Origin of the sequence: Streptomyces sp. CA-288835, assembly GCF_050936385.1 — a bacterium.
Lineage (GTDB): Bacteria > Actinomycetota > Actinomycetes > Streptomycetales > Streptomycetaceae > Streptomyces.
Window position 1 is genome coordinate 900,361 of sequence record NZ_JBNJMW010000001.1, and the last position, 18,788, is coordinate 919,148.

Annotated in this window: 21 protein-coding genes; 7 read left to right on the forward strand and 14 right to left on the reverse strand. The window is 69.1% G+C overall.

Annotation, left to right across the window (positions count from 1 at the left end):
* Positions 1 to 62: 62 nt before the first annotated feature.
* Positions 63 to 809: a 3-oxoacyl-ACP reductase FabG gene (gene fabG, locus ACQEVY_RS04210; RefSeq protein WP_432944910.1), complete on the reverse strand. Its 747-nt coding sequence runs from the start codon at positions 807 to 809 to the stop codon at positions 63 to 65.
* Positions 810 to 936: 127 nt separating this feature from the next.
* Here fabG and ACQEVY_RS04215 point away from each other — a divergent pair, with 127 nt between their 5' ends.
* The gene (locus ACQEVY_RS04215; RefSeq protein ID WP_432944912.1) at positions 937 to 2,163 is read left to right on the forward strand and encodes an acyl-CoA dehydrogenase family protein; all 1,227 of its coding nucleotides are present in this window, start codon (positions 937 to 939) and stop codon (positions 2,161 to 2,163) included.
* A 140-nt stretch (positions 2,164 to 2,303) separates the two neighbouring features.
* Positions 2,304 to 2,891, forward strand: a complete 588-nt coding sequence (locus ACQEVY_RS04220) for a carboxymuconolactone decarboxylase family protein (protein WP_432944914.1) — start codon at positions 2,304 to 2,306, stop codon at positions 2,889 to 2,891.
* 66 nt (positions 2,892 to 2,957) lie between these two features.
* Here the strand turns inward: ACQEVY_RS04220 and ACQEVY_RS04225 are convergent, their stop codons facing one another.
* Complete coding sequence (locus ACQEVY_RS04225) at positions 2,958 to 3,548, reverse strand: DUF2889 domain-containing protein (RefSeq protein WP_432944916.1); 591 nt, start codon at positions 3,546 to 3,548, stop codon at positions 2,958 to 2,960.
* Positions 3,545 to 4,387 (reverse strand): enoyl-CoA hydratase-related protein, encoded by an 843-nt coding sequence (locus ACQEVY_RS04230; RefSeq protein WP_432944918.1) that lies wholly within the window; start codon positions 4,385 to 4,387, stop codon positions 3,545 to 3,547. Before ACQEVY_RS04230 ends, ACQEVY_RS04225 begins: the two co-directional genes overlap by 4 nt.
* A gap of 158 nt (positions 4,388 to 4,545) precedes the next feature.
* Here ACQEVY_RS04230 and ACQEVY_RS04235 point away from each other — a divergent pair, with 158 nt between their 5' ends.
* Positions 4,546 to 5,349: a FadR/GntR family transcriptional regulator gene (locus tag ACQEVY_RS04235; RefSeq protein WP_432944920.1), complete on the forward strand. Its 804-nt coding sequence runs from the start codon at positions 4,546 to 4,548 to the stop codon at positions 5,347 to 5,349.
* Positions 5,350 to 5,479: 130 nt separating this feature from the next.
* Here the strand turns inward: ACQEVY_RS04235 and ACQEVY_RS04240 are convergent, their stop codons facing one another.
* Entirely contained in the window at positions 5,480 to 6,229 is a 750-nt protein-coding gene (locus tag ACQEVY_RS04240; protein WP_432944922.1) for an SDR family oxidoreductase, read from the reverse strand.
* A gap of 156 nt (positions 6,230 to 6,385) precedes the next feature.
* Positions 6,386 to 7,291, reverse strand: a complete 906-nt coding sequence (locus ACQEVY_RS04245) for an AraC family transcriptional regulator (RefSeq protein ID WP_432944924.1) — start codon at positions 7,289 to 7,291, stop codon at positions 6,386 to 6,388.
* Positions 7,292 to 7,436: 145 nt separating this feature from the next.
* On the opposite strand from ACQEVY_RS04245, the gene ACQEVY_RS04250 reads away from it, so the two are divergent.
* The 3 genes from ACQEVY_RS04250 (at position 7,437) to ACQEVY_RS04260 (ending at position 10,109) form a co-directional block, all read left to right on the forward strand.
* Positions 7,437 to 7,754 (forward strand): putative quinol monooxygenase, encoded by a 318-nt coding sequence (locus ACQEVY_RS04250; protein ID WP_432944926.1) that lies wholly within the window; start codon positions 7,437 to 7,439, stop codon positions 7,752 to 7,754.
* Between the two features lie 97 nt (positions 7,755 to 7,851).
* Positions 7,852 to 8,823, forward strand: coding sequence for an alpha/beta hydrolase (locus ACQEVY_RS04255; protein WP_432944928.1), 972 nt, complete (start codon positions 7,852 to 7,854; stop codon positions 8,821 to 8,823).
* Between the two features lie 104 nt (positions 8,824 to 8,927).
* The gene (locus ACQEVY_RS04260) at positions 8,928 to 10,109 is read left to right on the forward strand and encodes an amidohydrolase family protein (RefSeq protein WP_432944930.1); all 1,182 of its coding nucleotides are present in this window, start codon (positions 8,928 to 8,930) and stop codon (positions 10,107 to 10,109) included.
* 40 nt (positions 10,110 to 10,149) lie between these two features.
* On the opposite strand, the gene ACQEVY_RS04265 is transcribed toward ACQEVY_RS04260, so the two are convergent.
* Genes ACQEVY_RS04265 through ACQEVY_RS04285 form a run of 5 tightly spaced genes read right to left on the reverse strand, consistent with a single transcriptional unit; the run spans position 10,150 to position 13,582 of the window.
* Positions 10,150 to 11,274: a serine hydrolase domain-containing protein gene (locus ACQEVY_RS04265; RefSeq protein WP_432944932.1), complete on the reverse strand. Its 1,125-nt coding sequence runs from the start codon at positions 11,272 to 11,274 to the stop codon at positions 10,150 to 10,152.
* Position 11,275: 1 nt separating this feature from the next.
* Positions 11,276 to 11,698, reverse strand: a complete 423-nt coding sequence (locus ACQEVY_RS04270) for a MaoC family dehydratase (protein ID WP_432944934.1) — start codon at positions 11,696 to 11,698, stop codon at positions 11,276 to 11,278.
* Positions 11,698 to 12,186 carry an FAS1-like dehydratase domain-containing protein gene (locus ACQEVY_RS04275; protein WP_432944936.1) on the reverse strand — a complete coding sequence of 163 codons (489 nt, stop codon included), beginning with the start codon at positions 12,184 to 12,186 and terminating at the stop codon, positions 11,698 to 11,700. The genes ACQEVY_RS04270 and ACQEVY_RS04275 overlap by 1 nt, the downstream gene beginning before the upstream one ends.
* Positions 12,187 to 12,235: 49 nt before the next feature.
* Positions 12,236 to 13,081, reverse strand: a complete 846-nt coding sequence (locus ACQEVY_RS04280; protein ID WP_432944938.1) for an enoyl-CoA hydratase-related protein — start codon at positions 13,079 to 13,081, stop codon at positions 12,236 to 12,238.
* Positions 13,082 to 13,087: 6 nt separating this feature from the next.
* Positions 13,088 to 13,582 (reverse strand): PaaI family thioesterase, encoded by a 495-nt coding sequence (locus ACQEVY_RS04285; RefSeq protein WP_432944940.1) that lies wholly within the window; start codon positions 13,580 to 13,582, stop codon positions 13,088 to 13,090.
* A gap of 144 nt (positions 13,583 to 13,726) precedes the next feature.
* On the opposite strand from ACQEVY_RS04285, the gene ACQEVY_RS04290 reads away from it, so the two are divergent.
* The gene (locus ACQEVY_RS04290; RefSeq protein WP_432944942.1) at positions 13,727 to 14,938 is read left to right on the forward strand and encodes a CaiB/BaiF CoA transferase family protein; all 1,212 of its coding nucleotides are present in this window, start codon (positions 13,727 to 13,729) and stop codon (positions 14,936 to 14,938) included.
* A 141-nt stretch (positions 14,939 to 15,079) separates the two neighbouring features.
* On the opposite strand, the gene ACQEVY_RS04295 is transcribed toward ACQEVY_RS04290, so the two are convergent.
* The 4 genes from ACQEVY_RS04295 to ACQEVY_RS04310 are packed head-to-tail and all read right to left on the reverse strand — an operon-like array spanning position 15,080 to position 18,748.
* Entirely contained in the window at positions 15,080 to 15,847 is a 768-nt protein-coding gene (locus ACQEVY_RS04295; RefSeq protein ID WP_432944944.1) for an SDR family NAD(P)-dependent oxidoreductase, read from the reverse strand.
* Positions 15,844 to 16,374: a nuclear transport factor 2 family protein gene (locus ACQEVY_RS04300; RefSeq protein WP_432944946.1), complete on the reverse strand. Its 531-nt coding sequence runs from the start codon at positions 16,372 to 16,374 to the stop codon at positions 15,844 to 15,846. Before ACQEVY_RS04300 ends, ACQEVY_RS04295 begins: the two co-directional genes overlap by 4 nt.
* Positions 16,371 to 17,585, reverse strand: a complete 1,215-nt coding sequence (locus tag ACQEVY_RS04305; RefSeq protein ID WP_432944948.1) for an acyl-CoA dehydrogenase family protein — start codon at positions 17,583 to 17,585, stop codon at positions 16,371 to 16,373. Before ACQEVY_RS04305 ends, ACQEVY_RS04300 begins: the two co-directional genes overlap by 4 nt.
* 38 nt (positions 17,586 to 17,623) lie before the next feature.
* On the reverse strand, positions 17,624 to 18,748 hold the full coding sequence (locus ACQEVY_RS04310) for an acyl-CoA dehydrogenase family protein (protein WP_432944950.1): 1,125 nt from the start codon (positions 18,746 to 18,748) through the stop codon (positions 17,624 to 17,626).
* Positions 18,749 to 18,788 lie beyond the last annotated feature (40 nt).

Sequence of the window (18,788 nt, forward strand, 5' to 3'; positions counted from 1 at the left end):
AGGGTGCGTGGGCTCCACGGGTACGGGTCTGGAGGCGCCGATCGCGTAGTCAGCGGCGGCGCTCACATGTAGCGGCCGCCGGTCACTTCGAGGACGGCTCCGGTGATGTAGCTCGCCATGTCGGAGGCGAGGAAGAGGACCGTCTGGGCAACCTCGGCGGGTTCACCGGCGCGGGCCATGGGGATCTCGGCCAGCTTCGCGTCCCAGGCGGCCTGTGGCATGGCCTCGGTCATGGCGGTGCGGATCAGCCCGGGCTGCACGGCGTTGACGCGGATTCCGGCTCCGGCCAGCTCCTTGGCGGAGGCCTTGGTGAGGCCGACGAGTCCGGCTTTGGCCGCGCTGTAGTTGGTCTGGCCGAAGTTGCCGACCTTGCCGGCGATGGAGGAGATGTTGACGATGCTGCCGCCCCGGCCGTGCTCGCGCATCGCCGCGGCGGCGTACCGGGTGCCGTTCCAGGCGCCGGTGAGGTGGACGTCCACGACGGCGCGGAAGTCGGTGAGGGCCATCTTGCGCAGGGTGGCGTCCCGGGTGATCCCGGCGTTGTTGACCATGACGCCGACCGGCCCGAAGGTGTCGGCGCAGTGCGCGACCAGCGCCGCGACCTCGTCCTCGTCGGTGACGTCGCAGCGCAGTGAGGTGGCGGCGACGTCGAGTTTCGCCAGGCGTTCAGCGGCGTCGGCCGCCGCGTCCTCGTTGATGTCGCCGATGACGACGGACGCGCCCGCGCCGCCGAGTACGCAGGCGATCTCGTAACCGATGCCCTGTGCGGCCCCGGTGATCACCGCGGTCCGGCCGTCCAGCAGTCCCATGTCGTCGCCCGTCCCGACTCGTCGCCAGCACTCGCTATTCCTCTAAAATAGATAACCTATTACGCTGAAAGTATCAACCGGGGTCGACTGGTCGCAGAGCCGCTCACGGGCCCCGGCCGAGGAGGAGATGACGCAGGTGGACATCAGTTACCCGCCGGAGACCGAGACGTTCCGTGCCGAGGTCAAGGCGTTCCTCGGCTCGGCCCTGCCAGCCGACTGGACGGGCATCGGCGCCCTCGACGAGGAGGCCGCCTGGGCCTTCGCCCGCGACTGGCGGACCCGGCTGGCCGAGCGCGGCTACCTCTCCCTCACCTGGCCGGAGCAGTACGGCGGCCGCGGCCTCTCCAAGCTCCACCAGGTCGTCCTGATGGAGGAACTGGCCCTGGCCGGCGTCCCGTTCGGGCTCCCGCAGGACACCTTCGGCGTCAAGATGCTGGCGAACACGCTGCTGCGCTGGGGCACCGACGACCAGAAGGCCCACTTCCTGCCGCGGATCCTGAGCGGCGAGGACACCTGGTGCCAGGGCTACTCGGAGCCGGACGCGGGCTCGGACCTGGCCTCGCTCACGACGCGCGCGGTGCGGGAAGGCGAGGAATGGGTCATCGACGGCCAGAAGGTCTGGACGTCGGGCGCCCACCACTGCGACTGGATCTTCGTCCTGGCCCGCACGGACCGCGACGCCCCCAAGCACCGGGGCATCTCCTTCCTGCTCGTCCCTCTCGACCAACCCGGCGTCGAGGTACGCCCGTTCCGCATGATGAGCGGCCAACTCCACTTCAACGAGGTCTTCTTCAGCGGCGCCCGCACCCGGGCGGACCTCGTGGTGGGCGAAGTGAACAACGGCTGGGCGGTCGCACAGAGCCTGCTGGGCGTGGAGCGCGGAGAGGAGGCCGCGACGAACCCCATCCTGTTCAAGGCCGAGGTGGAGCGTCTCGTCGACCTCGCCCGCGAGTACGGCAAGGACCAGGACCCCGTCATCCGGCAGCGGATCGCCTGGTGCTGGTCCAAGGTCGAGATCATGCGCTATCTCGGCTACCGGGTGCTCACGGGCTGGCTCAAGGGCGCGGAGCCCGGGGCCGAGTCCTCGATCTCCAAGCTGTACTGGAGCGAGTACCACACCGAGATCACCGATCTGGCGATGGACATCATGGGCCTGCACGCCCAAGTCCCGGTGGGCCGCCCGCCGTTGCGTACGTACCGCACGGACGACCCCGGCGCCGCGAACTCCTCGGCGTCCTGGTCGACGACGTACCTGATCGCCCGCTCCGGCACGATCTACGCGGGGACGTCGCAGGTCCAGCGGAACATCCTCGCGGAGAAGGTGCTGGGCCTGCCGCGTGAGCCGAGGGCGTGATCCTGAGGTCGCACCCAGGATGTGGGGCAGTTCGAGGCCGCCCGCGGCGACGAAGTCGGTGACGCGTGGCCTGAAGCCCTTCTGCGACATGGCTTGTCGTCGGCGTTTCCGCCGGACTGGCCTTGGCGTAGCGTGGCCGCGTGTCAGAGCCGCCGCTGTCGCCCGCCGCGCCCCGCATTCCTCCGCAGCCCGCGGAGGAATGGGCTGAATCCGTACGCGAGACGTTGTCCGCCGACATCGGTTCACTGAGCCTCGGCGTGTCTTCGCTCGGTGAGGCACATGTGTTTACGACGCTTGCTCGTCATCCGGAGTTGTTCGCCGCCTGGCTTCCCTTCAGCAGTCAGTTGCTGCTCGCGGGCGAACTGCCTTTCGCTGAACGCGAGTTGGTGATCCTTCGAGTGGCGCGCAATTGCGAGTCGCCCTACGAGTGGGGCCAGCACGTGAGGATCGCCGCGAAGGCCGGGCTGTCATCGGACGACATGACGCGGGTCGCCGCGGGTCCCGACGCGCCGGGCTGGACGGAACGGCAGTCGTTGCTGCTGCGGGCCACGGACGAGTTGCACTCCGGCGCCCGGATCGGCCAGTCGACCTGGGAAGGGCTGGCCCAGCATCTGACGGAGCGCCAGTTGATCGAGCTGCCGATGCTGGTGGGCCACTACCATCTGCTGGCCTTCACCCTGAACTCCCTGCAGGTGCAGCCGGAACCCGGACTGCCTCCCATGAGCTGACGGGACGCCTCAGGCAGCAGCCAGGTCCGCTTTCCCGGACCCGGTTGTGCGCACTCGCACTCGTCCTCAGCTCGACTCTGTTGAGGATCTTGGCTCGAACGCCTCGACCTCCGGCACAGGCCGCGGCCCCGTCCCCGGCCGCCACCCCGCATCCAGCTTCCGCAGCCCCACCCCACCAGGCGCCCAGATATGGCAGCTGTTCAGCACCCCCGCCGTGGAACGCGGGCCATCCGAGGGCCGCCCAGCCATCCGAAGCCCCGCATTGGCGGAGATCCCGGCCTGCACCACGGCAGGCCCCAACACCCGCGCCAGCTCATACAGATGAGAGCACCCGGACACCCCGCGAAACCGTTCCTGGATGGCCCGGTTGTAGCCGGCAGCCACGCTGAGCCCCACCAGCTCACCAAAGACCGGCGTGATCAACGGACACTCGGCGTGCGGAAACGTGCGCATATCCGCATCGGCCGCCACGATGACCATGTCCGCCAGCCGGACCCGCACGGAAAGCACCATCCGGTGCACAACTCCGGCGTCCGGATCGGCCACCCAGGGCCGCTCGTCCCGCAGTTCGGCCTCGACGGAGATCTCGCCGCCGCCCTCGTCGTACGCGGTGACGCTGACCGTACGACGGTGCAGCGGCACCTCGGCGCGTGTCACGACGACTCCTCCCCCAGCACCGCCGGCTCTCCCAACGCCGCCGACTCCCCCAGTGCCGCGAACTCGGGCCGACGCCGCTCGATGAAGCTGCGTACGCCCTCCCGGTAGTCGGGCGCCCGCTTGGCCGTCGCCAGCAGCCGCGCCGCGGCGTCGCGGCTCTCGACGAAGGTCCTCGTCTGGTCGTCGGCGAGCTGGCGCTTGATGAGGGACATGGCGTACGGGCTGGCCGAGCGGGCCAGTTCGGTGGCGTACTCGAGGGCGGCCGGGAGGAGTTCGTCGGGTTCGTACAGACGGTTGACCAGGCCCATCGCGAGGGCTTCCGTGCCGGTGATCCGGCGCGAGGAGAGCAGCAGGTCGCCGGCGTTCCCGTATCCGACGAGGCGCGGCAGGATCCAGGACACGCCGTCCTCCGCCACGAGTCCGCGCGCGCTGAAGGCAGCGGCGAACTTGGCTCCGGGCACGGCGAACCGCACGTCGCACATCACGGCCTGGTTGAAGCCGATGCCGGCGCAGGCTCCGTTGACGGCCGCCACGACGGGTTTGGGGAAGGTCATCGGCCGTGTACGGGGCGGCAGTTGATCGGTCGGCCAGGGCTTGGCCCCGGAGGACGCGCCGTCCAGCACGCTCATGTCCATGCCGGGACAGAAGCTGCGGCCGGCGCCGGTGAGGACGACGGCCCGTACCGCCGGATCCTTCTCGGCGCGGTCGAACAGCTCGTTGTAGAGCAGCTCCATCTCCAGGGTCCAAGCGTTGTGCCGCTCGGGCCGGTTCAGGGTGAGCAGCATGACCCCGTCGCCGGTCAGTTCGGTGAGGATCACCGGGGTCGGTTTCTCGGTCATCGAGCAGCCCCTCCCGCGCTTATAGCTAGATGAATCATCTATATCACAGGGGAGGTGATCACCGGCCCCTTGACCTGGTACCCTCGGTGCACTAAGAAGATTCATTTTGCTATATCCGGCAAAGTGGACGGGATCGATCACAACGAGGAGAGTCCGTCGTGGCCGAGGCAGCCGGCGCAGCAGAAGTACCCACCGTGCCCGTACCCTCCCGTGCACGCGTCGGGCGTCAGGTGCGTGTTCCGAAGACGGCCGAGCTGGTCGCCGGACATCTGCGCCGCCAGATCGTACGAGGTGAACTGAAGCCCGGCGACGCTCTGCCGCCGGAGTCGGGGCTGATGGAGCAGTTCGGCATCTCGCGGCCGACGCTGCGCGAGGCCTTTCGCGTACTGGAGTCCGAGTCTCTGATCACGGTGCGTCGCGGGGCGCACGGCGGCGCCCGGGTGAGCGCGCCGGATGCCGATGTCGCGGCCCGTTTCGCCGGTCTGATCCTGGAGTACCGCGGCGCCACCCTCGGCGATGTCTACCGCGCGGCGGCGCTGATCGAGCCGCCGTGCGCGCGCCAACTCGCCACCAAGCACACGGCGGCGGACATCAAGCGGCTGCGCGAGGCGGTGGCCGCGGAGAAGGCCGCCCTCGACGACCCGCTCGCCCTGGTCGACGCTCAGGACGCCTTCCACGCCCTGCTGGTCGAACTGACCGGCAACCAGACCCTGATCCTGCTCTGCGGCATGCTGCGCAACATCGTCGACCGCGCCAACGCCTCGTACACCGCGGCCGCCGCCGACACCGAGGCCCAGAAGACCCAGGCCCTCAAGGGCCACCGTGCGCACGTACGACTCGTGGGCCTGATCGAGTCGGGCAAGGCGGACGAGGCAGAGAAGCTGTGGCAGCGCCACATCTCCAGCGCGGACGACGTCGTCAACTCGGCGGGCCCCAAGACCGTCCTGGAACTCATCGACTGAGCAGAGGATCCGCATCCCGTCCACGGGTTCTGTCCATGGTCCGGAGGCGCCTGACAGCGAGCCGGCCCCGTGCGTGTGCACGGGGCCGGCTCGTGGTGTCAGTGCGGCGTCAAGCTTGCCTTCTGGTGGATCACTTGGCCTGGGCGAGCCATACCGCGTCGGCACCGGCCGGGAACCGGAGTTGGCCGGTCGTGTCGTGCACGGCTCGCCACACCGTCTCGGCGACGTCGCTCTCCTTGGTGAACAGGTCCTGGCCCGTGAAGCCGTCCATGGCCTTCTTCGCGAAGGCTGCGTAGGGCGCCGGGACCAGTTCGTCGAGCGAGGCGCCGCTGGTGGCGTTGGCGGCGAAGTTCGTCGTGAGGCAGGCGCCCGGCTCGACTGCCTTCGCCCGCACACCGAAGGGCGCGAGTTCGAGCGCGAGGGATGCGGTGAACCCCTCGATGGCCATCTTGCTCGCCTTGTAGACGGCCGAGAGCGGCATGTGACCCAGCACCACGCTGGAGGTCACGTTGACCACCACGCCGGAGCCGCGCTCGCGGAACTGGGGCAGCACCGCCTGGGTCGTCGCCATCACGCCGAAGGTGTTGGTCTCGAACACCTCCCGCACTCGGGCCATGGGGGTGCCCTCGAACACGCTGATCGACGGGACGCCCGCGTTGTTGACGAGGACGTCGATGGGCCCCGCTGCCTCGAACGCGGTGGTGATGCTCTCGGGCTCGGTCACGTCGAGCTCGATGACACGGAGACGGTCCGACTCGGGAAGGACGTCCGGACGCGGGGTGCGCATCGTGGCGATGACGTTCCAGCCCTGGGCGTGGAAGTGACGAGCAGTCTCCCGCCCGTATCCGGACGAAGTACCAGTGATCAGAACGGTCTTCATGGTGTGATCCTTTGCGATGGGATGGGATTCACGGAGACAGGCATTTTTCTGCTCCCCGGGAGAACCGGTGATCCCATTGAATCGCTCTGACCTGCTAGAACAGTAGAACTATCCTCGCTTCACCTTGCACGATCCTCTACAGCGATCCAGCTCGGCTCAGGGCACGACGCCCGCAGGACTGCCTGCGGTGTCCCGCAGGCGGGCCGCGTCCAGGCTCGGGGGTGCGCCGAACTGGCGGCGGTACTCCCGGCTGAACTGCGACGGGTTGTCATAGCCGACGCGCTGGCCGACCCCGGTGACGTCGCCCGGGTGGGTGGCGAGCAGCAGCCGGGCCTCCTGCAGCCGGATCTGTTTCTGGAACTGGATGGGGCTCATCGCGGTCACCGCCTGGAAGTTGCGGTAGAAGGCGGACACGCTCATGCCGGACATGCGTGCCACGTCCTCGACCCGGAAGGGCTGCGCGTAGTGCTCGCGGATCCAGCGCACGGCCCGCGAGATGTGACTGAGGCCGCTGTCGGCCAGGCCGAGTTGACGAACCGTCGCCCCCTGCTCGCTGGTGATCAGGCGCCACAGGATCTCGCGTTTGACCAACGGCGCCAGTACGGCCCGGTCGCGGGGCTCGTCGAGCAGGCGCAGCAGGCGGATCACCGCGTCGAGCAGCGCGGCTGAAGCGTCGCTGACGGCGATACCCGACGGAACGCCTCCGTCGGCGCGGGGGATGTCTCCTGGACCGGCTTGCAGCAGCAGTTCGGCGACGGCGGACGGCTCCAGCACGAGACCGAAGCCGAGGGCCGGCTGCTCGGGTTCGGCCTGGGTGAACTGTCCGGTGACGGGCAGGTCGACGGAGGCGACCAGGTACTGGCCGGGGCCGTACTCGTAGACCCGGTCGCCCAGCGCGAGGCGTTTGGCGCCCTGGGCGATGACCGCCAGCACGGTGCCGGACATCGAGGGGGCCGGCGGATCAGGCCGGTCGACCTTCGAGATGAGGACGCCGTCGATGGCGGTGGTCCAGTCGGGACGGACATGCCGGGCCAGCAGGGTGCGGAGCTCTTCGAGGTGCATGCGTCCATTGCAGCACCATTCGGCCTCCGGGCTCCCGTAGCCGCGAGGATTGTGCAAGCAGCAGCGAGCATCGTTCTAACGTTTTCGAAGGTCATGGCGGTTGAATGAAATCACCGCACTCCACCACCGCTGGAAGAAGGCCTCCATGATTGCCAAGTACGGATTCAACGCGACCCTGACCGCCAGGCCCGGCATGGGCGACCGGCTGGTCGACCTGCTGCTGACCGGCCTGGACGAGGGCAGCCCTGGCGCAAGCGAACACTGCGTCGTCTACCTCGTCTCCCGTTCCGCGTCCGCCCCCGACGTCGTCCACGTCACCGAGGGCTGGACCAGCGAGGCGGACCACCACCGCATCTTCGCCGGCGAGGCCGCCCAGGCCATCGTGGCGCAGATCGACGGACTGCTGGCCAAGGAGTCCGAGTACACCGACTACGTCCCGGTCCGCGGCAAGACCGCCTTCTGAAGGCCCTGGACCGATTCCCCGACCTGCTCCTCGGCGCCTGCTGAGGCGGCCCCATCCTCACCCGACCGTCCGGCACCACCCCACGAAAGGCAACGACATGACCATGGCACGCCCCACCCTTGACCCCGAACTGCGTGAACTGCTGGCCGACATGCCCCTCATATCCCAGCTCACCCCGGAAGTTCTCGCGCACCTGCGTGAGCTCCCCTCGACACCCGTCGAATCCCTCCTCGCACACCGGCACGTCGACCGGCGCGAAGTCACCGTGCCCGCCCAGGACGGCGCCCCCATCCCCCTGTCGGTCTTCAGCCCCGCGCACACCGATCGCACCACGCCCGCCGCACCCTGCATCTACTGGATCCACGGCGGCGGAATGGTCATGGGCGACCGCTTCTCGCAGATCGACATCCCGCTGGAGTGGCTCGACAAGTTCGGCGCGGTCGTCGTCTCCGTGGACTACCGGCTCGCACCGGAGGCCACCGGCAGCACCCTCGTCGACGACTGTTATCAGGGACTGCTCTGGATCGCCGAACACGCCGCCGAACTGGGCATCGACCCCGCCCGGATCATCGTCGCCGGTGCCAGCGCGGGCGGCGGCCTCGCCGCCGGCCTCACCCTGCTGGCCCGCGACCTCGGTACCCCGGCTATCGCCGCGCAGATGCTGATCTGCCCCATGCTCGACCACCGCAACACCAGCACCTCCAGCCGCCAGTACTCCGGCGTGCCCGGTGTCTGGACCGGCGAGATGAACGCGTTCGGATGGCGCGCCGTCCTCGGCGACCTCACCGACGACGAGGTGCCCGCCCACGTCTCACCAGCGCTGGCCGACGACCTGTCGGGCCTGCCGACCACCTACATCGACACCGGCTCCGCCGAAGTCTTCCGTGACGAGGACACCGACTACGCCACCCGCATCTGGGCGGCAGGGGGCCAGGCCGAACTCCACGTCTGGGCGGGCGGCTTCCACGGCTTCGACGCCCTGTACCCGCAGGCACACATCTCGGCCACAGCCCGCCGAACCCGCACCGACTGGCTTGCCCGGCTGCTGTCCACGAACTCCGCCGTGTAATGCCACGGCGTTCGCGCACTCGTCCTCCCACTTGCACTCTGGAAACAGTTAGATAATTATAGGAGGAGCACTGAATAGCTCTGGGGTGTCGGGAGGCAACGGCGATGGCCGAACAGCGCAAGCGGATCTTCGACTGCGACCAGCACATGTACGAGGAGCGGGATTCCTTCACCCGCTACCTTCCCAAGGAGTACCTCGGTCAGGCCGTGGCCCCCGTGACGCTGCCGGACGGCCGTGAGGTCATCCTCGCGGGAGACAGGATCGTGGTCTGTCTGGAACCGGAGTTCGGGCAGGTCTACCGGCCCGGCTCGCTCAAGGAGATGCTCAAGGCGATGGCCTCGGGCAACCCCGACGAGACGTACCAGTTCGAGCCGATGCACGAGGCCTACCAGAACCGCGAGGCCCGGCTGCAGATCATGGACGAGCAGGGCCTGGACCAGACGATCATGTACCCCGGCGGCTGGGCCCTGGTCGCCGAGGAGTACGTACGCGGTGTCGAGCCCCTCTACGCCAACTACCACTCGTTCAACCGCTATATGGACGAGGTGTGGGGCTTCAACTACCAGGACCGGATCTACTCCCCCGCCCTGCTCTCGCTGCGCGACCTCGACAGCGCGGTGAAGGAGCTGGAGTTCGTCCTGAACAAGGGTGCCCGGTTCATCATGCTGCCGACGGGGCCGCAGTACGGACGCTCACCGGGCGACCCGTACTTCGACCCGTTCTGGAAGCTGGTCAACGAGGCCAAGGCCAGCGTCTGCTACCACATCAGCGAGTTCTACTACAACTCGCACGTCGCCCCGGCCTGGGGTCACGACCCGAACCCGATCCACTTTCGCATGTCCGCCTGGCAGTGGATGAACACCTACGGCCAGCGCCCGATCGAGGAGACGCTCTCCGCGCTCATCTTCGACAACCTCTTCGAGCGGTTCCCCGACATCAATGTCCTGGTCTCGGAGTTCGGCGCCGAGTGGGTGCCGCACTTCGTCCGGCACATGGACAAGAGCCGGGGCATGGGCCGCAACGGACCATGGATCGGCGGGCAGTTGGCGGAGCGCCCCAGCCAGATCTTCCGCAAGCACATCCGCGTGGTGCCCTACCCCGAGGACGACATCCCGAGCCTGGTCAAGCGGCTCGGTTACCACGAGTCCATCGTGATGGGCTCCGACTTCCCGCACGCGGAGGGCATCGCGAACCCGGCCGACTACCGCAAGCTCCTCGCGGAGCTGGACGAGTCGGTCCAGGACGACATCATGTACAACAACGCCCAGCAGCTGGTGAGCCGCTGAGCGTTCTGTTCCTGCAGTCCCCGCCTGGCGGCGGACCCGGTCAGTCGACCAGGTCCGCCGCCAGGTTCGCGATGTTCGTCATCAGCGCGGTGCCGCGCCGTGAGTGGTCGTAGCCGGCGAGCGGGTAGCCGTTGCTCAGCAGCGCGAAGGACAGGCCGGACTCCGGGTCCATGAAGCCCAGTTGGTACGCGGCTCCGGCACTCCCGAAGAGCAACGGCGAGCCCGTGGACGGGAGTTGACTTCCCGCGTCGGGGCCGGCGACGGTGACGAACAGCCCCATGCTCGTACGCCGACTGCCTCCGCCACCGTAGAGCTGGTCGCCGTACGGATGCTCGGTCAGCCGGATCCTGGTGCCCTCGGCCACCGCCTCCGGCTTCCACAGGCCCGAGTGCTCCAACGCCTGGAAGTACAGGGCGACATCGGCGGCGGTGGCGACGAGTGCGTGACTGGGTTCGCCCGCCGCCAGCACCCGCGGGTCGGACAGATACCAGGGTCCCCAGGGGTCGGGTTCCTGGTCGTCGTCGGTGCGGTCGGTGGCGGTCATCGGGGCGATCGTGCCGGGCTGCTCGTCGACGGGGACGCCCAGTTCGATCGAGGTCAGGCCCAGCGGCCGGACGATCCGCTCGCGCAGATAGTCGGCGAAGGGCAGTCCCGTACGCCGCTCGGTGATCTCGGCGATCAGCCAGGCGGCCGAGGTGAGATGGAACTGGAAGCGGCTGCCCGGCGGGTAGTCGAGACGCCAGCGGCCGAAGGCGGCGAGCCGCTGCTCCCGGTCGAGCATCTTCGGATAGCCGAGCGGTGCGAAGGGGAAGCCGGCGGTGTGGGTGAGCACCTGCTCGACCGTGACCGCCTCCTTCCCGTTCGTCCCGAACTCCGGGATGATCGCGGCGACTTGCTCACCGATGTCGAGCAGTCCGTCGCCCATCAACTTCCACACGGCGCCGGCGACGATCGAGCGGCCGACGGACTGCAGGATGTAGCGGGTGCCGGGGTCCGCCTCGCCCCAGGTCTCGTACGCCACCAGCCGGCCGGCCCGGGCGACGGCGACCTGCGCCGACGGGAGCGGGCCGTGCTCCACTTCGAGCCTGATGCGGCGCAGCAGTACGTCGAGCCGGTGCCCGTCGACGCCCACTGTTTCGGGCGCGACGGGCACGTGGCCGGGCATGTCAGGACTCCAGGCGGACGGTCGCGGTGCCGGTGACCACCTCGGCGCCGTGCTGGTTGACGGTACGCAACGAGAAGTGGGCGACCGGTCCGGCGGGAGTGTCCTCGATGGACTCGACGGTCGCCGTGGCGGTCAGGGTGTCGCCGGGCCAGACCTGCGCCTTGAAGCGCACCCCGTAGCTGAGCAGCGGTTCGATGCCGACCCAGTCGGTGAGGACCCGGCCGGTCATGCCCATCGTCATCATGCCGTGGGCGAAGACCCCGGGGTAGCCGGCGGCTTCGGTGGCGAAGACGTGGTCGGTGTGCAGGGGGTTGAAGTCGCCGGAGGCGCCCGCGTACTGGACGATCCGGGTGCGCTTGAGATCGTCGACGAGCACGCTCTCGCGGCTCTCGCCGACCTTGATGTCATCCACGTACGGGCTCATCAGGCGTCATCCTTCCCGGTGGAACTGTTCGCGGAACTGTTCGCCGGTTCCTCGGACTTGGGGGTGGCGGGGCCCTCGGGCACGACGGCCACGGTGCGGGCGCTGACGACCGGTTCGCCGTCGGCGTCCCGGTACTCGGTGATGCGTTCGCTGAACAGCAGGCGTCCGGTGCGGCCCTTTTTCTCCCAGCTGCGGCCCGGAACGGTGTGCGCGTACAGCGTCTCTCCGACGCGTACCGGACGGTGGTACTCGAAGTGCTGCTCGGCGTGCAGTCCGCCGCCGCCCTCCGGCATCACGCCCGGCCCGGCTCCGGAGCCGAACCACTCCTCGCCGGGCTTCGGCCGCAGGTGGCAGTCGGGGTCGAAGTGGGCGCTCGCCCAGGTGAAGGTCGGCGGGGCGAGATGCTCGTACGCCGGGTTCTCGTCGCCGATGGCCCGGGCGAACATCAGGATGTGCCCGGACTCGACGGGGAACGGGTGCCCTGTCATGGTTCGTGCTCCTCGTGGTCAACAAGCATGTGGCAGACGTCAGTTGGTGTCAGTAGGGGAGGAACGGGTCGCGCGTCGCCTCGTCCGGGTCGAAGTCCGGGGGCAGGCCCTCGAACTTGGGCTCCCGCTTCTCCACGAAGCTCGCCACGCCCTCGCGGAAGTCCGGTGAGCCCGCGAAGAACTCCATCGCCGAGTAGCTGCGGGCCAGGGCGTCGGTGAAGCCGCGGTCGAGGTCGCCGTACACCTGGTGGCGTACGACGGCCATGGCGCGCGGGGAGCAGTTGCGGGCGATGTCGCGGGCGTACGCGCGGGCGGCGTCGAGGAGTTGGTCAGGATCGACGACGCGACTGACCAACCCCAACTCCTTCGCTTCGTCGGCGTCGAAGACGCGGCCGGAGAGCAGCAGGTCGAGCGCGTTCTCCAGGCCGATGACGCGCGGCAGCACGTACGGCAGGTTGTACTCGCCGGCCAGTCCGCGCCGGGTGAAGGCGGTGGTGAAGCGAGCGCCGCGGGCCGCGAACCGTACGTCGCAGATGAGCGCCTGAATGAGGCCGATGCCCGCGCAGGCACCGTTGACGGCGGCGATCAGGGGCTTCGGCATGTCGCGCCGGCTGTACATGGGCACGCGGGCCTGGAGGTTGAGGGACTCGCCGGGCTGGGCGTTCTGCTCGAGGCGCTGGACGTCCATGCCGGGGCAGAACGCCCTGCCCGCCCCGGTGATGATGACCACGCGGACGGCGGAGTCGGCGGCGGCCTCGTCCAGGAGCGCGAAGAACCGCTGCTCCATGGGGATGCTCCAGGCGTTCTTGCGCTCGGGCCGGTTGAGGGTCACGGTGGCGACACCGTCCTCGTCGACCTCGTACAACACCAGGTCTTCTGTGGGCTGTTCGGTCATCGTGTGTCACTCCTCGGCAAAGGGTTCGACGGGGTCGCCGACGCCGGCTCGCTCGCCGGAGATGCTGACGATCACCTGGCCGCGTGCGCAGATGCGGCCGTCCGGCATCCGTACGTCGACCTCGGCGAAGTGGAGGCGGCTGCCGCGTCGGACGCAGCGCGCGTACGCGATGGCCTCGTGGCCGCGGGCGGGCGCGAGGTACTGCACCGACATGGAGACGGTGCTGAGCAGGCTGCCCTTGGTGAAGTCATGGCCGGCGATCACGGCTCCCGAGCCCGCGGTGTCGATCAGCGCCGAGACGACTCCGCCGTGGAATACGCCTTCGTGGGCCGAGAGCGCCTCGGTGAAGGGCATCGTCATCTCGATGCCGTCCGGATCCCAGCGCAGGACGCGCATACCGGCGCTGCGGTTGAACTTGACCCCGCGTTCCCAGCGGGCCCGGAACCACTCGCGGCGCTCGCGTTGTTCCTGGTCGGTGAGGGTCCTCGCCGTGACGGTCATCCGCGCACCTTCCAGTCCAGGCTTCCTCAAGCCCAGGCCATATAGTTACATGAATTGGATAGATGGAGCAATCATGAGGCTACACCCGAGCCCCGCCAGATGTATTATTTATCTAACTCATTCATCGTAAACGGGAGGCTCTTGATGCCGTCGACCGCCCTGGCCGGGATCCGCGTCCTCGATCTGTCCCGTATCCTCGCGGCGCCACTCGCCACCCAGACGCTGGCCGATCTGGGCGCGGAGGTGATCAAGATCGAGCGTCCCGGAGTCGGTGACGACTCGCGGACGTACGGGCCCCCGTTCCTCACCGACCGCGACGGCGAACCGACGGACACCGCCGCGTTCTTCCTCGCCTGCAACCGCAACAAGAAGTCGGTCACCGTCAATCACGCCACCGCGGAGGGGCAGGAGTTGATCCGCTCGCTGGCCGCATGCTCGGACGTCGTCGTCGAGAACTTCCGCGCGGGCACCCTGGCAAAGTACGGCCTCGACCAGGAGAGCCTGCGCGCGCTCAACCCACGGCTGGTCTACCTCTCCGTCACCGGCTTCGGGCAGACCGGCCCGTACGCCTCTCGCCCCGGTTACGACGGCATCTTCCAGGCCATGTCCGGGATGATGAGCGTCTCCGGGCATCCCGAGGAGCCGATGAAGGTCGGCATCAGCATGATCGACATCCTCACCGGGCTCTACGCCTCCACCGCCATCCTCGCGGCCCTGCGACACCGCGACGTCACCGGCGAGGGCCAGTTCATCGACCTGTCCCTGCTGGACTGCGGGCTCGCCACGCTCTCGCACTTCGCGATGAACTACCTGGTCTCCGGCGAGGTCCCGCGACGCCGGGCCAACGGCGGCTACGGCGGGATTCCGTCCCAGGCGTTCCCGTGCAAGGACAAGCCCATCTTCGTCGTGGCCGGCAACGACAAGCAGTTCGCGGCCTTTTGCGCGGCCGTCGACCACGGCGAACTGCTCCAGGATCCGCGGTTCGCCACGACCGCCGCACGGATCACCCACCGGGACGAGATCGTGCCCGTACTGGAGGAGATCCTGCGGACCAGAACCCGGGACGAGTGGCTGGCCGCGTTCGACGCGCACGATGTCCCGGCCGGCCCGATCAACGAACTGCCCGAGGTCTTCGCCGATCCGCAGGTCCAGCACCGGGAGATGCTGGTGGAGGTCGAGGACCCGGTGTCGGGGCGGCTGCCGCTGCTTGCCAACCCCCTACGGCTCTCGGCGACTCCCGTCGGGGACTACGCACCGCCGCCGTCGCTGGGCGAGCACACCGCCGAAGTGCTGGGCGGGCTGGCAGGGGTGACGGAGGATCAGCTCGTTGAGCTGCGGGCGCGGGGCGTCGTATGACGACCTGAACCGGCTGTGCGCACGGCCTGAATGGCCGTGCGGACGGCCTACGGGTGCGGTGCGGGTGGCCGCGCGGAGGATCTGAGTGACCATGCGGGTGGCCGCGCGAACGGCCTGAGTGACCCTGCGGGCGGCCGTCCGTCAGCCGATCAGTGTCCGGCCGCCCTCCAGCATCAGCGTCGCACCGGTCAGATAGGCCATGTCGTCGCTGACCAGGGCCGCAACCGCGCGGCCGATGTCCGCCTCGGGGTCGCCGAGACGGCCCAGCGGGATGCCGGCGTACAGCGGTGCGGCCTTCTCCGGGTGGGCGGCGAGGTAGTTCTCCGCGGCCGGGCTCAGGGCGGCCGGGCAGACGACGTTGACCCGGATTCCGTACGGGCCCCACTCCCGCGCGGCCACCCGGCTCAGTCCGCGGATCGCCTCCTTGGCCATCGCGTACGCGCCGAAGGTCGGATCACCCTGCACCGCGGCGGAGGAGCCGAGGTTCACGACGCTGCCCCGGCTCGCCCTGAGGTGGGGCAGCGCGGCCTGCATCGCGTGGAAGGTCGCCAACGGGCCGCTGCGGTAGGTGAGTTCGACATCGTCGTACGAGGTCTTCTCCAGCTTGCGCTGCACCGACGACTGCGCGTTGTTGACGAGGACGTCCAGCGCGCCGAACTCCCTTACCGTCTCGGCCACCATGCGGTCGACGTCATCGCGCTCGCCGACGTCACCGGCCACGGTGTACGCCCGCCCGCCGCGCTCGGCGATCTCGGCGGCCGTGTCCTTCAGCTTGCTCTCGGTACGGCCCGAGATCACCACCGCCGCACCCTCGGCGGCCAGCGCGAGCGCGATCCCGCGTCCCACGCCCTGACCGCCTCCGGTGACCAGCGCCACCTTCCCGGCCAGCCGTGTACGTCGCTCCGTCATGTCGATTCCTTCCAGAAGGGTGCCCACGAGGGAAAGGCGTCCGGCAGGGCCGGTTCTCCTGCGCCCTCCCAGCCCTTGAAGTCCACCGCTTGGGGCCGCTCGGTGACATCGGCCGCGTACCAGTGCTGTTCACGCCGGCGGGAGAAGTACCACTCGCCGTCCACCCGCGCGTACTCGTCCCAGTAGCAGATCGCCATCACGATCCACCGCTCCCCCACCTCGTGCTCGGCCCGGCAGTAGACCGCGCCGGTCGCGGTGTCGCGGCCGGTGAACTCGATGCGGTGGCCGCAGATCTGGTGAACGGAGCGGTGGAAGCCGCGTAGTTGGGGCTCAATGTGGGCGCGCAGGACGTGTCGGCCGCGGCCGTGGCGGCCCATGTCGACGTCGGGGTGGAAGCAGCCGGTCCAGGCGTCGAGGTCGCGGGCGTCCACGGCGAGGGCGTAGCGGATGGGGAGTTGCTGGATGGCGAGCTGCGATTCGATGCGGTCGATGCGGTCCTCGAGAGCGCGGATGTCGGTTGGGCTCATGGGCGTGGGTCCTTGGGCAGGCCGAGGAGTTGTTCGCCGATGATGTTGCGCTGGATCTCGCTGGAGCCGCCGTAGATGGTCTCCGCGAGGGAGAGCAGGAACGAGCGCTGCCGGGTGTCGAGTTCGTAGTCCTCGCCGATGATCTGTCCGGCCGGTCCCGCCAACTCCATGGCGAGATGGCCCAGTTGCTGGTGCCGTGTCGAGGCGTACAGCTTCGCCGTGGTGGACTGCGCTCCGGGGGTGCGGCCCGCGACCAGTTCGGCGACGGTCCGCATATTGGTGGTGCGCATGATGCGTACGGAGATCCAGGCGTCCACGATCCGGCGGCGCAGCATGGGGTCGTGCAACGCGCCGCGTTCGCGGGCCAGCTCGATCAGGGCGTCGGCCTCCCGCTCGAAGGTGAGCTGCTGGGGCAGGAGCGTGGTGCCGCGTTCGATACCGAGGGTGCCCATCGCAGTACGCCAGCCCTGGCCGACCTCGCCCACCACCATGTCCGCGCCGGTGCGGGCGTCGGAGAAGAAGACTTCGGCGAACTCGTCCTGGCCCGCCAGGTTACGGATCGACCGGATGTCCACGCCCGGCTGGTCGGCGGGGACGAGCAGCATGCTCAGCCCCTTGTGCCGCTGGGAGTCCGGGTCGGTGCGGACGAGCGCATAGAGCCAGTCGGCGTGGATCCCGAAGGAGGTCCACACCTTCTGCCCGTTGACCACCCAGTCTCCCCCACTCTCGGCTCCGCTCGAGCGGGAGGTGCCCCCATCGTCCCGCTCGGCCCTGGTGCGTACGGACGCCAGATCGGAACCGGCGCCCGGTTCGCTGAAGCCCTGCCCCCACAGCTCCTCGACCGCGAGGATCGGCGGCAGGAAGCGTTTCTTCTGCTCCTCGCTGCCCATCGCGAGCAGCATCGGGCCGAGCAGGTCGAGGGCGTTGCCGGTGGCGCGGTACGGGGCGTTGGCCCGCGCGTACTCGTACTCGAAGACGATCTCCTCGAGGAGCCCGAGCCCGCGTCCGCCGTACTCGCGCGGCCAGCTGATGCCCAGCCAGTTCCCGGCCGACAGCTCACGGTCCCATGCGAGCCGGACGTCCCAGGCGGCGCCATCGGTGGGGCCGCCCACCCCCCGGTGTGCGGCGAACTCGCCCACCAGGTGCTCGGCCAGCCAGTCGCGCAACTCGTCCCGGAAGTCCCGTACCGCGGGCCCGAAGTCCAGCTCCATTGCGTGTTCTCCTCCGCGTGGATTCAGATCGCGTGGGTTCAGATGCCGAGCCGGGTGGCAAGCAGCTCCCGGTGGTACGAGGGCGTGCCGAGCAGCACCTCGGAGCTCTTGGCCCGCTTGAGGTAGAGGTGCGCGGGGTGTTCCCAGGTGAAGCCGATGCCGCCGTGCACCTGGATGTTCTCGCTCGCGACCACGGTGTACGCCTCCGAGCAGAAGGCCTGGGCGAGGGCCGCGGCGATCGCGATCTCCGCCTCGTCTCCCGCGTCGAGCGCCCACAACCCGCCGTACGCCGCCGAGCGAGCCGACTCGATCTCGACCAGCATGTCCGCGCACTTGTGCTTGATCCCCTGGAACGAGCCGATGGCCCGCCCGTACTGTTCGCGGATCTTGGCGTACGCCACGGAGGCGTCCAGTGCGGCGGCGGCTCCCCCGACCTGTTCGGCGGCCAGGAGTATGGAGGCGGTGGCGAGGGTGCGCTCGATCGCCGGCCAGGCCGTGCCTTCGGTGCCCAGCAGCCGGGCGGGGGTGTCGGCGAAGTCGATCTGCGCCTGCTTGCGGGTCTGGTCGAGGGCGGGGAGCGTGGTGCGGGTGAGGCCCAGTGCGTCGCTCTCGACGGCGAAGAGGCTGACGCCGGAGGGCGTGCGGGCGGCGACCAGCAGCAGATCGGCTAGGTGGCCGTCGGGGACGTACGTCTTCGCGCCGGTAAGTCGCCAACTCCCTTTAGCTTCATGGGCGTTGAGCTGGATGCCTTGCTCGTCCCAGCGGCCGTCCGCCTCGGTCAGGGCGAGGGTGGCCACAGTGTCGCCCGAGGCGATGCCCGGCAGGTAGTCGAGGCGGGCCGCTTCGTCGTCGCAGCGCAGGAGTGCCTCGGCGGCGAGGGCCACGGTGGCGAAGTACGGGGCGCAGAGCAGGGCGCGGCCCATTTCCTCGAAGACGATGCCGAGTTCGGCGTAACCGAAGCCCGAGCCGCCGTACGCCTCGGGGATGGCGAGCCCCTGGAGGCCGAGTTCCGTGGCCATCCGCCGCCATACGACCCGGTCGTAGCCTTCCGGGTCGGCGGCCAGGCGGCGTACGTCGGCCTCGGTGGAGTGTCTGGCGAGGAAGGAACGGACGACCTTGCGCAGTTCGTCCTGCTCCTCGCCGAAGCCGAAGGTGAGATCCATGGCGCGCCTTTCCCGTCCCCGGAGCTGCCCGCTTCCCGGT